Origin of the sequence: Amycolatopsis sp. WGS_07 (assembly GCF_045278895.1) — a bacterium.
In the GTDB taxonomy this organism is placed as follows: domain Bacteria; phylum Actinomycetota; class Actinomycetes; order Mycobacteriales; family Pseudonocardiaceae; genus Amycolatopsis.
Window position 1 is genome coordinate 16,499 of record NZ_CP136053.1, and the last position, 14,089, is coordinate 30,587.

The 14,089-nt window shown below is 69.5% G+C and carries 12 protein-coding genes; 6 read left to right on the forward strand and 6 right to left on the reverse strand.

Going from position 1 to position 14,089, the window contains the following annotated elements; genetic code table 11:
* Nucleotides 1–83: 83 nt before the first annotated feature.
* Nucleotides 84–1,145, reverse strand: coding sequence for an FAD-dependent oxidoreductase (locus RPX00_RS00065; protein WP_406636188.1), 1,062 nt, complete (start codon nucleotides 1,143–1,145; stop codon nucleotides 84–86).
* Nucleotides 1,146–1,256: 111 nt separating this feature from the next.
* On the opposite strand from RPX00_RS00065, the gene RPX00_RS00070 reads away from it, so the two are divergent.
* Entirely contained in the window at nucleotides 1,257–2,189 is a 933-nt protein-coding gene (locus RPX00_RS00070) for a TetR/AcrR family transcriptional regulator C-terminal domain-containing protein (protein ID WP_406636190.1), read from the forward strand.
* Between the two features lie 178 nt (nucleotides 2,190–2,367).
* Here RPX00_RS00070 and RPX00_RS00075 read toward each other — a convergent pair whose 3' ends face one another.
* A complete protein-coding gene (locus RPX00_RS00075; RefSeq protein WP_406642712.1) occupies nucleotides 2,368–3,666 on the reverse strand; it encodes an LVIVD repeat-containing protein in 1,299 nt (432 codons plus the stop codon).
* A gap of 134 nt (nucleotides 3,667–3,800) precedes the next feature.
* On the opposite strand from RPX00_RS00075, the gene RPX00_RS00080 reads away from it, so the two are divergent.
* On the forward strand, nucleotides 3,801–5,270 hold the full coding sequence (locus RPX00_RS00080) for an ABC transporter substrate-binding protein (RefSeq protein WP_406636192.1): 1,470 nt from the start codon (nucleotides 3,801–3,803) through the stop codon (nucleotides 5,268–5,270).
* On the opposite strand, the gene RPX00_RS00085 is transcribed toward RPX00_RS00080, so the two are convergent.
* The gene (locus RPX00_RS00085; protein ID WP_406636194.1) at nucleotides 5,267–6,145 is read right to left on the reverse strand and encodes a LysR substrate-binding domain-containing protein; all 879 of its coding nucleotides are present in this window, start codon (nucleotides 6,143–6,145) and stop codon (nucleotides 5,267–5,269) included. The genes RPX00_RS00080 and RPX00_RS00085 overlap by 4 nt on opposite strands.
* A 71-nt stretch (nucleotides 6,146–6,216) precedes the next feature.
* On the opposite strand from RPX00_RS00085, the gene RPX00_RS00090 reads away from it, so the two are divergent.
* Entirely contained in the window at nucleotides 6,217–7,248 is a 1,032-nt protein-coding gene (locus RPX00_RS00090; protein WP_406636195.1) for an SDR family oxidoreductase, read from the forward strand.
* Here the strand turns inward: RPX00_RS00090 and RPX00_RS00095 are convergent.
* Nucleotides 7,232–7,969 (reverse strand): SDR family oxidoreductase, encoded by a 738-nt coding sequence (locus RPX00_RS00095; protein WP_406636197.1) that lies wholly within the window; start codon nucleotides 7,967–7,969, stop codon nucleotides 7,232–7,234. The two genes, RPX00_RS00090 and RPX00_RS00095, sit on opposite strands and share 17 nt — an antisense overlap.
* A gap of 58 nt (nucleotides 7,970–8,027) precedes the next feature.
* Between RPX00_RS00095 and RPX00_RS00100 the strand changes: the two genes are divergently transcribed.
* Nucleotides 8,028–8,660, forward strand: a complete 633-nt coding sequence (locus RPX00_RS00100; RefSeq protein WP_406636199.1) for a class I SAM-dependent methyltransferase — start codon at nucleotides 8,028–8,030, stop codon at nucleotides 8,658–8,660.
* Between the two features lie 49 nt (nucleotides 8,661–8,709).
* On the opposite strand, the gene RPX00_RS00105 is transcribed toward RPX00_RS00100, so the two are convergent.
* Entirely contained in the window at nucleotides 8,710–10,611 is a 1,902-nt protein-coding gene (locus RPX00_RS00105; RefSeq protein ID WP_406636201.1) for a S8 family peptidase, read from the reverse strand.
* A 162-nt stretch (nucleotides 10,612–10,773) separates the two neighbouring features.
* Between RPX00_RS00105 and RPX00_RS00110 the strand changes: the two genes are divergently transcribed.
* Both RPX00_RS00110 and RPX00_RS00115 read left to right on the forward strand, forming a co-directional pair.
* Entirely contained in the window at nucleotides 10,774–11,967 is a 1,194-nt protein-coding gene (locus RPX00_RS00110) for an MFS transporter (protein ID WP_406636203.1), read from the forward strand.
* A 37-nt stretch (nucleotides 11,968–12,004) separates the two neighbouring features.
* Nucleotides 12,005–12,505, forward strand: coding sequence for a GNAT family N-acetyltransferase (locus RPX00_RS00115; protein WP_406636205.1), 501 nt, complete (start codon nucleotides 12,005–12,007; stop codon nucleotides 12,503–12,505).
* Here the strand turns inward: RPX00_RS00115 and lpdA are convergent.
* Nucleotides 12,495–13,880 (reverse strand): dihydrolipoyl dehydrogenase, encoded by a 1,386-nt coding sequence (gene lpdA, locus RPX00_RS00120; RefSeq protein WP_406636207.1) that lies wholly within the window; start codon nucleotides 13,878–13,880, stop codon nucleotides 12,495–12,497. The two genes, RPX00_RS00115 and lpdA, sit on opposite strands and share 11 nt — an antisense overlap.
* Nucleotides 13,881–14,089 lie beyond the last annotated feature (209 nt).

The window sequence follows — 14,089 nt, forward strand, 5'->3', positions numbered from 1 at the left end:
GGTTCGGGTACTGGCCCCATCCTCGCCGCCCGGGGGCCGGACGGGGCCAGCCGGGCGGCGGGAAACTCCCGCCAGGTGGCGGGTCACCGGGTCAGGCTGATCGCGTTCTTAGCCCGTTCGACGGACTCCTCCGGCGCGGGCCCGGCCGCGTTTTCCGTGGCCAGGGCCTGGTTCAGCTCGACGAACGGCCGCATCCGGGTCTCGTAGTTGCCGGGGTCGTCGGCCAGGATGTACGCGCCGACCAGGGCGAGGCTCGTGCCCTGGCCGGACAGCACGGACGCGCAGTACCCGGCGTCGCCGACCAGCGCGACCCGGCCGGTCGTCCAGCGGTCGAGGCGGATCTGGAGCATCGCGTCGAAGAAGAACGTCCGAGCCTCCTCCATGGCTTTGACCAGGTCCGGCACCGGACCGCCGACCTCGGCCAGCCGCTCGGCGACGAGCTTCTTCTGCTCCGCGACGTCCCGGATTTCGCGGTACTCCGGCTCGCCGAAGCCGAGCGTCACCCGGATCTCCTCGTTGCCGGGCACCGGGTAGACCGCGCCGCCGGACCCCTCGCCCTGGAACCAGATCTGCCAGTCTTCGAGGCCGAGGGTGTTGGCCGTCGGGAAGATCGCCAGGTACTGGCCGAGGTAGCGGCGGAACTGGTCCTCGGGGCCGAACGCGAGCCGCCGGACCGCCGAATGCACCCCGTCCGCGCCCACGATCAGGTCGAACGTGCGGGGCTCGGCCTTGGCGAACTCGACCCGGCCGGACTCGGCGTCCAGTGCGGTCACCTCGTCCCCGAAGCGATACTCGGCCTCGGTGTGGTCATGCAGCAGCTGGACCAGGTCGTCGCGGAGGATCTCGATGTCCGCGCTGTCGAGCCGGCCGCTGCTGAAGGTGCGTTCCTCGGAACGGAACACTTCGTTGCCGGCCGCGTCGAGCATCGACATCCCGCGCATCCGCGTCCGCGCCGCGCGGACCTGCTCCCCCAGACCCATCCGCTCCACGACCTCGAGCGCGACCCCGCGGATGTCGATCGCCTGACCCCCATTGCGCAACCTGTCCGCGCGCTCGACGACCGTGACGTCGTAGCCACTGCGGCGCAGCCAGTAGGCCGACGCGCACCCGGCGACTCCCGCGCCGCAAACCAAAGCTTCAGGCATTTCCTCACCCCTCGATACAGTGCTGATTTACCCTGAAGAATCTGCCCTGACCTGGTTCTCACTACCAAAACTGACCTAGTACAGCTGACTCACTGAGCTAGTACAGATGGGATGCCGATGCCAACCGAACCGCCGTACCTCCGCATCGCCGCCGCGCTGCGCGAGGAGATCGCGCAGGGAGACTTGCCGCCGGGCGCGAAGGTGCCGTCGACCCGTCAGCTGGCTTCCGCACACGGTGTCGCGACCGCAACCGCAGCCAAGGCGCTCGACGTAGTGCGCCGCGAAGGCCTGGTCCGCGCCGAACCGCGATCGGGCCACGTCGTCGCCGGTCAGCACACTGCGACCGAGGCGAAGCGTCCAGTGCTGACCCGGGATCGGTTGGTGCACACGGCAATCGCGATCGCCGATGCGGAGGGCGTGGCCGCGCTGTCGATGCGCGGCCTCGCGGCGCGGTTGGGTGTTCCGGCGATGGCTCCGTACCGCTTTCTGTCCGGAAAGGACGAACTGATCTTCCTGATGGCCGACACCGCCTACGGCGAAATCGGTTACCCGGCCAGGGAACCAGAGGGGTGGCGGGCGCAGCTGGAACTGTCGGCGCGCACGTTGTGGTCGGTGCATCGACGGCATCCGTGGCTCGCGCATCTCGTGCCGCTCACCCGGCCGTTGCCGCTGCCGAACCTGGCCGCGCACAACGAACGCGCGCTCGCCGCGCTGTCGGCCTTCGGGGTGAACTCGGCTGAGCTGTGCGATCTGAATGTGTTGTTCTTCAACCACATCCAGGGCACCGCGATCCACCTGGAGCGCGAGCGGCACGCGAGGGGCGCGACGGGGATTACCGAGGACCAGTGGATGGAGACACAGGAACGGGGATACGCGGCGCTGACCGGGTCCGAGAGGTATCCGGTGCTGGCGCGGATGGTGGCAGATCTCGCGGAGGGGTACGACCTGGATCTGGACCATCTGTTCGAGATCGGACTGCAGGCACTGCTGGACGGACTGGCGGCCCGATATCCGGTTGGCGGCGCGGCTTCCGGGCGGGCGTGAACCGCTGACCACGCTCACGACTCGCCGCACTTAGCCGACGCGCTCGTCAGGGCTCCGGGCGCTCCTGTCCGCCCGCACTAAATGCCAAGACGTTGAGCGCGGTGCCATTGCCGCGAAGGTTGCGAGTCGACCTCGTCATCCGGCGAGATCTCCGCGCGCGAGTTCCGCCGCGAACTCCCTAAGCCGTGAGCTTCAAAATGTCGATCCCCCGCTTGTTATCCGCCACATACGCGTACCCGTCGTGCCAGTACGGCGCCCACGAAGCCGCGTCCGCAGGCCGGAAGTACGCGATCTGGGTCGGGTTCGACGGGTCGCTCACGTCCAGGAACCGCGTCCCCTGCGCGTAAAACGACTGCACCAGCACGTCCCCGTGCAGGTCGAAGTAGTGCGCCGAGCAGTCGTCGGACACCGGGTCGCTGCCTTCCTGCCCGGCGACGCTCCAGGTGCCGACGCTCCGCATCCGGAACGGTTTCTCCGGCGTCGACCGCCAGCCTTCGCCCTGGTACGAGCCCTCCAGCGACGAAATGGTCAGCACGCCGTCGCCCGCGCAGCCGGGGAGGAAGCTTTCCTCGGTGGCGTACACGAGGTCGTGGCCGCGCCAGGCTCCGTCGTCGCGCGGGCCGACCGGGTGGAAGCTGTTGTGCAGGAACTTCGACGGCGCAGCGGTTTCCGAGACCCCGCCGCCCGCGTACGGCACCGGCTTGAGCGCGGTCGCCACGCGGTAGCGCTTCTGCACCGGGTCGTGGTGCATCCCGGACGTCCAGTAGCCGCGCACGCCGCCCGCGCCGGACACCCACGCGACGCCCATCTTGTCCACCTGCACGTCGTGCACGTAGTCGGTTTTGCCGTCGTTGCGGGCGAGTTCGATCGGGTCGGGGTGCACCTTGGGGGCACGCGGATTGCGCACGTCGGTGACCCAGATCGGCCGGCCGCCCCAGTCCGCGGGCTGGTTGTCGGCCTTCGCCGGGCCGCCGGTCCAGAGGTAGCGGCAGTCGTCGACGCAGCTGGTGGTGTGGCCCGCCGGAACCTTGACGTAGCTGAGGATCTCGGGCTTCTCCGGATGCGAAACGTCGACCACGTAGATCCCGGACTCGCCGGTGTGCGTGTTGCCCTTGAACGCTCGCGGGTCGCGGGACAGGAACACCAGCTTGCGCTTCGCGTCCACCTCGGTGTCTTCGGTTTCCCACAGCCCGGGCAGGCTCAGCTCGCCGATCGCGCGCGGCTTCGCCGGATTGTCCGTGAGGTCGTAGACCTTCAAGCCGAACTGGCCGGACACGACCATCACGTCCCGCTTGCCGTAGCTGAGGAAGTTCGCCGAAATGGCCCCTTGCGCGTCGGGCACGTTGCCGACCGGCTCCACGCCCTTGGTCGCGCCCGGGTCGCCGAGCGTGTGTTTCGCTTCGGTGACCGGCTTGTCGTCCTCGCAGGCCGCCGCGGGCAATCCGGTGGCGACGAGAGTCGCCGCCGCGGTAGCCATCGCCAGCCCGGAACGAATCCACCAACGGCGCACGCGAAACCTCCAGGAGACCCCAGTGTGACTGAAGTACTTTAAGACGGTCCCTAACCGGACACAACCGCCTTTCGTTGCTTTCCACCTGGTAGTAAGACACCATGCGATCGCGTCCGCTGGTCCCGCTCACGCTCGCCGCCGTCGTCGCGGCGGCCGGTCTCGCCGGCTGTTCGTCGTCGGCCGAACCCGTCCAGCCCGGCGTGCTGTCGGTCGGCCTCGCCGAACCCGGCACGCTGCTGCCCGCCGACGTCACCGATCCCTCCGGCAGACTCGTCACCGGCGCGCTGTGGACGCCGCTGGCCGACTATGACCCGGCCAGCGGGAAAGTCACGCCGCGCGCGGCCGAATCGATCAGCAGCACGGACCGGGTGACCTGGACCGTGCGGCTGCGTCCCGGCACATTCCACGACGGCACACCGGTCACCGCTCAGTCCTATGTGGACACCTGGAAGGCGATCGCGGGCCTGCACTGGGCGAGCACGCCGGTGCTCACGAAGTCTTTGCGCGCGAAGGAAATCACCGCGGTCGACGCGAAGCAGCTGCGGATCGTGCTCGACCGGCCGTCGAATCAGGTGCCGGCGTGGCTGTCCGCGCCCGGGCTGGTTCCGCTGCCCGCGTCGGTGCTGAAATCGCGCGACTGGAACGGGTTCGCCCGCCATCCGATCGGCAACGGCCCGATGCGGCTGGAAGGCGACTGGCAGTACGGTTCCGGCGGCAAGCTCGTCCGGGTCGCTCCGGATCCGGGGCGGGCCAAGGAAATCATGTTGCGCGTCGGCAATCCGGCGGAGCAGTATGACGATGTCAAAGAAGGCAGCCTCGACGTCGCCACCACAGTACCTGGCGAACGGCACGACGCGATGCACACCGATTTCCCCGACCGGCACGCCATGTGGGCGCTCCCGCGCAGCGGGTACCTGGTGTTTCCCGCCGAGGCGACGCGGTTCGCCGATCCGACGGTGCGGCACGCGTTCGCGCTCGGCACCGACCGCGGCGCGCTGGAGTCCGGGCCGCTCGCGCATCAGGCGGACCCAGCCAAAGGGCTGCTGCCGCCGATCGTCGCGCCCGGCGAACGGTCCGGGACCTGCCGTCCGTGCACGTTCGACGGTCCGGCCGCCAAATCCCTGTTGAGCCAAGCGGGATTCTCCGGCGGCGCGTCGGTGTTCTACGACAGCTTCGACGGCACGTGGCCGCAGGCGTTGGCGAACGGCCTGGCGAAGAACCTCGGAATCCCGGTCACCGCACAGCGAAAGGCGAACGGAGGCAAGCCGACCGGGCCGTCCGCTTTGGAACTCAAGGCCGTGTCACCGAGCCCGTCCGACATCCTCCACGCCCTCGCCGAAGCCGCCGGATACACCGACGCCGGGTTCGCCGCCGACCTCAACGCCGCCGAAACTACCGCGTCGCCGGAGGAATCCGCACAGCTGTTCCGGATCGCGGAGAACGAAGCCCTGCGTGACCTCCCGGCGATTCCCGTGTGGACCGGACACGGCCACGCCGTCTGGTCCGCCCGGGTCCACGACGCGGTCACGACGCCGTTCGCCGGAATCGACCTGGCCCGGCTGCGCGACTAAACCCGCGCGTACTGCGCCAGCACCTCGCCGAACGCAGCGGTCAACGGATCCGGCTCGCTCCGGCCATACGCGACCAGCTCCCGGCGGATTGGCTTGCCAGGACGCAAAACCCGGCCGCTGAACTCGGCGGGCAGCACGTTCGCCGGGACCAGCGCCGGTCCCAATCCAGCCGCCGCGAGCAACGGCGCGGCGGCGGTCTGTTCCGTGCGCACCGCGGGCCGCGGCCGGAATCCCGCTTCCGCGCAGGCAGCGTCGAGAAGCTCCGCCAAACCGTGGCCCGGCGCGTAGTGCACCCACGCGCAGTCGGCGAGATCGGCCAGCTCGACCGTACCGTCCGAAGTGGACTCGGTAGCGCCGTCCGCCGGCAGCACCACGACGAACTCCTCGGTGCCCAGCGACCGCACCGGGCCGGTCCAGCCATCCGGACGCGGTCCGATCGCGAGATCCGCTTCCCCGGCCAGCATCGCGTCGCGCAGTTCGTCGGCGTGGCGGTACTCGAAAAGCCGCACGTCGACGTCCGGCCGCTCGCGCCGCCACACCCGGAGCGCGGGCGGCAGCACGCCGAGGCTCACCGAGTAGACCGTCGCGACCAGCAGCTCCCCGGCGACCTGACCGGACGCCTGCCGGGCGGCGCACCGGGCGCGTTCGGCGTCGGCGAGCGCGGCGCGAGCGTGCGGCAGCATCGCGCGGCCCATCGGCGTGAGCCGGACCGCACGCGGCAGCCGTTCCAGCAACGGCCCGCCGACGCTGTGCTCCAGCGCCCGCATCTGGTGCGAAAGCGCGGGCTGCGTCACATGCAGCTGCTCCGCCGCCCTGGTGAAGGAACCGGTGTCGACCACCGTGACCAGGTACTCGAGCTGCCGCAGGCTTGTCATAAATCCAGTTTATCGAAGCCGTAAGAAGTAAGCCTTGGATTTATCCTCGCAGCGAGATCAGGATCGAGGACATGAGCAGCACACGCGTGGCCCTCGTGGCCGGGGCCAACGGGATCATCGGCCGGAAACTCATCTCCCACCTGCGCACTCTCGACGGCTGGGAGGTGCTCGGGCTGTCCCGTCGCGGCGGACCCGGCAGCATCGCGGTCGATCTGCTCGACCCGGCCAGCACGCGAGCGGCGCTGGCCGGCGTCGGCGCGACGCACCTGTTCTACGCGGCTTATCAGGACCGGCCGACGTGGGCGGAACTCGTGCCGCCGAACGTGGCGATGCTGGAGAACCTGGTGAACGGCCTCGACGAAGGCCCGCTGGAACACGTCAGCCTGATGCAGGGCTACAAGGTCTACGGCGCGCATCTCGGCCCGTTCAAAACGCCGGCCCGCGAAGCCGACGCCGGACAGCACATGCCGCCGGAGTTCAACGTGGACCAGCAGAAATTCCTGGAGCGCCGGGCCGCGGCGGGCGGCTGGTCGTGGTCGGCGATCCGGCCGTCCGTGGTCGGCGGGACCACGCTCGGCAACCCGATGAACCTCGCGCTCGTGATCGCGGTCTACGCCTCGATCTCGAAGGAACTCGGCCTGCCGCTGCGGTTTCCCGGCAAGCCCGGCGCGTACGACAGCCTGCTGGAGATGACCGACGCGCAGTTGCTCGCCGAAGGCACTGTGTGGGCGGCGACGTCAAGCCGCAACGAAGCGTTCAACATCGCCAACGGCGACCTCTTCCGCTGGCGCGAGCTGTGGCCGAAGCTGGCCGCGTACTTCGACCTTGACGTGGCACCGCCGCTGCAGCTTCCGCTGACCACGGTCATGGCGGACAAGGAACCACTGTGGACGGAGATGTCGGCGAAGCACGGGCTCACCGCGTCCTACGCCGACGTCTCCTCGTGGGCCTTCGGCGACTTCGTGTTCTCCTGGGACTACGACATGTTCGCGGACACCTCAAAGTCGCGCCGCGCCGGTTTCCACTCCTATGTGGACACTGAGCAGATGTTCTACCGGCTGTTCGACGAGTTCCGCCGCGACCACGTCATCCCCGGCCGATGAACGGCATCGTGGTGGCGGTGATGGTGAGGAACTGGACATTGGCGTCCAGCGGCAATCCCGCCATGTAGAGCACCGCGTCGGCGACGTGGCCCGCGTCGAAGGTCGGCTCCGCCATGAGCCGTCCGTCGGCTTGCGGGATGCCGGCGGCCATCCGTTCGGTCATCTCGGTGGCCGCGTTGCCGATGTCGATCTGTCCACATGCGACATTCCACGCGCGGCCGTCGAGGGAGATCGACCGGGTGAGGCCGGTGACGGCGTGTTTGGTGGCGGTGTAGGCGACGCTCGCCGGACGGGGCGCGTGTGCGGAGATCGAGCCGTTGTTGATGATCCGGCCGCCCTGCGGATCTTGGTCGCGCATGAGCCGTACGGCCTGCTGCGCGCAGAGGAACATCCCGGTGAGATTCGTGTCGACGGTGCGCCGCCAGTCGTCGACGGAAAGATCCGCGATCGTGCCGCCGAGCGACACTCCGGCGTTGTTCACGAGCAGGTCCAGCCGCCCCCATTCGCCGTGCACCGCGGCGAACAGCTCCGCCACCGAAGCGGGATCGGCGACGTCCGTGGGCACGACCAGCGCGTTGGCGTCCGAACCGGCCGTCTCGCGCAGGGCGTCCTCGCGGCGTCCGGCGAGCGCGACCCGGTATCCGGCGCCGAGCAGCGCCCCGGCGATCCGGCGGCCCAGCCCGGAACCGGCCCCGGTGACCACAGCAGTCTTCTCGGACATATCGGCCTCCTCGAAATCCGTTCGCCCGCACGGTGCCATATCGCGGCACACTGGACGCATGGGACCACGTGACGCACTGCTCGCCGGGTTCGCCAGACAGCTGGGCCACCCGAGCGGCCGAGCCGGACAGGCGGTCGTCGGACTGCTCAACAAGGTCAACCGCACAGAGGTCTCCGGCGCGGTCGACGCGCTCGAGATCCGCCCCGGCGAAACCGCGCTCGACCTCGGTTTCGGCGGCGGGCTCGGCCTCGACCTGCTGCTTCGCGCCACCGCGGGCGGCACGGTCCACGGCGCGGAAATCTCCGAGACGGCGCTGGCCAAGGCGCGGCGGAGGTTTCCGAAGAACCTCGCCGCCGGACGGCTGGTGCTGCACCAGGCCGGAATGGCGGAGCTGCCGCTGGACGACGGGACGGTCGACGCCGCACTGACCGTCAACACGGTCTACTTCATCCCCGACCTGACGCCCGCGTTCGCCGAGGTCGCCCGGGTGCTCGCGCGCGGCGGCCGGTTCGTCGTGGGCCTCGGCGATCCCGAGATGATGCGCAAAATGCCGTTCACCAGCCACGGATTCCGGCTGCGCCCGCCGGAAGAAGTCACGAAAGCGCTGTCCGACGCGGGTTTCGAACTCCGCCGCCACGACCGGCTCGGCAGCGGACCGCAGGCGTCGCACCTGCTGGTCGCCGGACGGTGAAAGGGGCGGGTTCCCCTCCCTCCGAGGAACCCGCCCCTTCGCCGTACCGCTACTTCTTCGGCACGCCCAGCGCGGCCAGCGCCGGACCCGTCATGATCACGCCCTTGCCGGTCACCGCGTCGAACCCGGGCGCGCCGAGGTCGATCGCGCTCGACTCCAGCGCCGTGCGGACCTCCGCCGGGGTCGCGGACGGCTTGCCGGACAGCAGCAGCGCCGCGATCGCCGCCGCGTGCGGGGCAGCCGCCGAGGTCCCGAAGAACGGCTGGAAGCCGCTGACCGAGGTGGCCACGCCGTCCGCCGCGGTGATGTCCGGCTTCGCGCGGGTCGCGCCGCCGGTCGAGGACACGTTGCCCGGGGTCAGCTCAGTGCCGTCGGCGTTGTAGAAGAGGTGCCGCTGGCCGTCGGAGGTGAAGCGCTCCCACTTGCTGGCCGAGGTGAACAGGCCGGGGTACGGGCCGGCCGGGTTCGCCGGGTCGCCGGTCTCCAGCGGACGGCCGAACGCGGTCGCCGCCGGAGCCGCGGCCACTGAGAACGCCGCGGCCGCCGCCGAGTGGCCCGAGGTCACGCCCGCCGTGCTGAACGCCTTGAGCGAACCGGAGTCGACGAACCGGCCGCGGACGACGTTGAGCGCGAAGAACCGGTCCGCGCCGCTGTACTTGACCACCGCGAGGCGGTAACCGGAGCCGGACGTCGGCACGGTCAGGCTCTCGTACGGGTTCTGCGAACCGTCCTGCGGGTTGGCGCTGGAAGCGACGACGCTGCCGGAAGCGTTGAGCAGGAACAGGTCGTAGTCGTTGGCCGAGTGGCCCCACGGGTCGGACCAGAACAGCGTGACCGGCCTGCCGAGCGAGCCCGGCGACAGCGGGTCGGTGGTCTGCACGCCGCTGCCGGGGTCGAAGTCGTGCGGGGTGCCGGTGACGCCCGGCAGCGTGGTGCCGGACGAGCGGAAGTCGCCCTCGTAGTAGCCGCTGGTGCCGTCGGTGAGGTTGCCGGAGTTGCCCGCGGAGGAGAAGTAGAGCGCGCCGGCCGCGGTCACGTCGTTGACCGCCTGCGCGACCTGCGTGTCCTGGAACGGCGACTCGTCGAAGTACGCGACGTCGTCGACGATCACCGTGCACTTGCCGGTGGTGCGCAGCGCGCGGATGTTGTCCGCGAAGCTCGACTCGCTGGTGAACGCGGTCGCGAAGCCGAGCGCCGCGCCCGGGGCGAGATCGTGGACGATCTCCAGCATCGCGGTGCCTTCGTCGCCGCTGCCCGCCTGGCCCGGCAGCACGTCGACCGCGGGGAGTTCGCCGGCGTCCTGCGACTTCTTCAGCGAGTTGACGCCGTCGGAAAGCACGCAGACCTTCACGCCGGTGCCGTTCACGCCGTACTGCGTGCGGGCGGTGTCGGCGCCGTGGGCCTTGTCCCCTTCGGACACCTGCACCGCGGCGACGGCCTTCTTGGCCAGCCGCTGCCGCTGCGCGTCCGGCTCGTTCCAGGTCATCGCCTGCGTCGCGGGCTGGACCTGCTGAACGTCGCCGCGCGCCGCGATCCGGTCCACCGCGTTCAGCGGCAGCTGGGCGCGAACCGAGCCATTGGCCGATGTGGACTGAACGGTGCCGCCCGCGGCGCGCACGGCCTTCGCGATCGCCGCGCCCGCGGTGCCGGCGATGTCCACCGACACCGTGCCAGCCTGGTTGACCGGCAGGCCGGTGCGGTAATCCGGCAGCAGCGCGGCGAGCCCGCGGTCGGCGCGCAGGCGCTTCTCGACGACGAGCTGGCTGGACTGCTTCCGCTCAGCCGGGCTGAGCGTCTTCTTGATCTCCTGCAACGCGCTGATCCCGGCTCCGGAGCGCGCGTTCGCCGTGTCCGCGGCGGACGGCTGGGCGGCCGCGACCCCGCTCCCGGCGAGCAGCACCCCGACCGCCAGCGGCGCGGAGTACGCGACCACCCGGCTCGTTCTTCTCATGACAACTCCTGTCCTCGCCCCCGGCCACCGACTGTGGTCACGTGAATCTAAATAGCGACACCGACAAAGACCACCGACCAAAGTGGTATCTGCCCGGATGGCCCATCTGGTGAGACTCCGACGGCCCTTCCCGGCCCGAAACGGAGCTGGCACTCTGCTCTGGTGGCGAACCTGGGGAGGGATTTCGCGCGGCTGTGGGCGGCGTACGCGATCAGCACCGCAGGCAGCACGGTCGGCGCGGGCGCGCTCGGGCTCGTCGCGGTCCTCGTGCTCGACGCGCCCGCGTGGCAGGTCTCCCTGATCACCGCCATCTCGGCCGCCGCCAGCGCGGTGCTCGCCTTCCCGCTCGGACCGCGCGTCGAGTTCGCCCGGAAGCGTCCCACCATGATCGTCGGAGACCTGGTCCGGTGCGCCGCGCTGGCGAGCGTGCCGTTGGCGGCCGCACTGCACGTGCTGAGCATGCCGCAGCTCTATGCCGTCGACATCGTCGTCGCGACGGCGGCCGTCATCTTCTCCGCGGCCAGCGGCGCACACCTCAAAGCCCTTGTCACGCCGGACGAGCGGGCTGCCGCGTTGAGCCGCTTCGAGAGCACCGATTGGGTCTGCTGGTCGGCCGGTCCCCCGTTGGGCGGCGTCCTGATCAGCGCGCTGGGAGCGACCGCGACGATGCTCATCGACGCATTCTCGTTCCTGCTGTCCGCGCTCGGAATCCGTCGGTTGCGTACGCCGGAACCGCCTCCGGTGGTCGCTTCTGCCCCTTCGCGACGCGGCTTTACCGACGGATGGCGTTACCTGCTGCGTAGTCCTGCACTACGGCCGCTGTTCTTCAACTCAGTGTTGTTCAGCGGCGCGGTCCTTTGGGTCACGCCGCTGCAAACCGTGTTGATGCTGCGGGATCTCGGCTTCGCACCGTGGGAATACGGACTCGTGCTCGGCGTCCCCTGCCTCGGCGGGCTCATCGGCGCCCGGCTCGCCCCGATGCTCAGCAGTCGGTACGGCGCGCAGAAAGTGTTGTGGTGGACTGGTTTCGCCCGCACCCCATGGCTGTTCGCCGCTCCGTTCGCCTTCCCCGGACCGGCGGGAATCGCGCTGCTGATCGCCGGGGACTTCGGGCTGCTGTTGGTCGCGGGCATCTTCAACCCGACCTATTCGGCGTACCGGCTGACGATGATCGACGACTCCGTCTTGACGCGAACACTCACCGCCTGGTCCACCGGAACCCGTACGACCAAACCGCTTTTCATCACTTTGGGCGGGATCGCCGCCGGGGTCTTCGGCGTGCGCTTCTCGCTGGGAATCGGCGCCGTGCTCTGCCTGCTCAGCGCTCTCGCGCTTCCTGCCCGCCGGGTGCGCTGATCAGTTTTTGTCGGTGGTGCCGGTTACCGTTGCTGCCATGTTCAAGATCGACCGCGCGACCGCTGCCGACGCCGCCGCGCTCACCGACCTCATGCACTCGTCCTCGGCCTACCAAGGCCAGTACGCCTCGATCCTGAAGGGATACGCCGTCACCCCGGATTACCTTCGCCAGCACCAGGTTCTGGTCGCCCGCGGGCCTGCCGGGCCGCTCGGGTTCGCCGCGCTCACCGATGCCGAACTGGACCTGCTGTTCGTCGCCGACGAAGCGCAGGGCACCGGGTTGGGTGCTCGACTGGTACGGCAAATACTAGATTTGGCATGCGAAATCGGGCTGTCCGAGGTGCGCGTGGTGTCGCATCCGCCCGCGGTGAAGTTCTACGAACGCATGGGTGCCCGGCAGGTCGGGACAGTCCCGCCGAAACCGCCGCGGATCTCCTGGTCCCGGCCGGAACTGGTGTTCTCCCTGTCCGAAACCGACAGCGCCCCGGCCCGCGAAACCACTGCGGGCCAGGGCGACCGTCGAAGAATCAGAAGTTGATCATATATCCAGCCAGTCCGTGCACCGCTTCCTTCACCGCTTCGCCCAGTGTCGGGTGGGCATGCACGTTGCGCGAAATCTCGTGCACCGTAAGGTCCCACTGCTGCGCCAGCGTCAGCTCCGGCAGCAGCTCCGTCACGTCCGGGCCGATGAGGTGCGCGCCGAGCAGTTCGCCGTACTTCGCGTCGCTCAGCACCTTCACGAAGCCCGCCGCGTCGCCGAGGCCGTGCGCCTTGCCGTTCGCCGTGAACGGGAACTTCGACACCTGAACGTCAAAGCCCTTCTCGCGCGCCTGTTCCTCGGTCCAGCCGAAGCTCGCGATCTGCGGCTGACAGTAGGTCGCGCGCGGGATCATCACGAAGTCCAGCTCCATGGTCTCCGCGCCGGCGATCGTCTCGGCCGCCACGATGCCCATCGACTCCGACGCGTGCGCCAGCATCAGCTTCGCCGTCACGTCGCCGATCGCGAACAGGTGCGGCACGTTCGTCCGGCCGCGGCCGTCGATCGCGATCGCCCCGCGCTCGGTCAGCGCGACGCCGGTGTTCTCCAGGCCGTAGCCCTCGACGTTCGGCCGGAACCCGATGGCCTGCAACACCTTGTCGGCCTCGAGCACCTGCTGCTCGCCGTTCTTCGACACGGTCACGGCCACCTTGGCCCCCGAGTCGTCGATCGACTCGACCTTGGTGCCCAGCAGCACCTTGATCCCCAGCTTGCGGTAGCGCTTGGCCAGCTCGGCCGACACCTCGGCGTCCTCGAGCGGCACCATCCGGTCGAGGAACTCGACGATCGTCACGTCCACGCCGTAGTTGCGCAGCACGTACGCGAACTCCACGCCGATCGCGCCGGCTCCGGCGATCACGATGCTGCCCGGCAACTCGCTTTCGAGGATCTGCTTTTCGTAGGTGACCACGCGCTCGCTGCGCTGCGTCCCCGGCAGCAGCCGCGCCGTCGCACCGGTCGCGATGATGCCGTAGGTGAAGGTGATCCGCTCGCCGTTCACCTCGAGGGTGTTGGCGTCCACGAAGGTGCCGCGCCCGTTGTACTCGGTGATCTTGTTCTTCTTCATCAGGAAGTGCACGCCCTTGACGCGCCCGTCCGCGACCTTGCGGCTGCGCTCGTACGCCGCGGTGTAGTCGAACCGGATCTCCCCGTCGGAGGAGATGCCGTAAGTCTTGGCCTCCTCCTTCACCGTGTGCGCCAGCTCGGCGTTGCGCAGCAGCGCCTTCGAAGGGATGCAGCCGACGTTGAGGCACACCCCGCCCCAGTACTTCTCTTCCACGACCGCCACGCTCAGGCCCAGCTGCGAAGCCCGGATCGCCGCGACGTACCCACCGACTCCGGCCCCGAGGACCACCACGTCATAGTCTGCGCTCATACCGTTGAAACTACCCGCCACGCCCGCGCGGGGCGGCGTGACGGCGCCCGCTTTCCGACGAGCGGCCGCCCCGTGCACAGCCCGCTCCACCGCGCGAAGATCGAACCGGGCACATCCCCCACACCGGGGCAGCGCTCAGTTCCCAGACGGGCATCCACGTCAGCACCAGCGCCGTGCCGCCGCAGTGTCCACAGTGGCCGCCTCGAAGC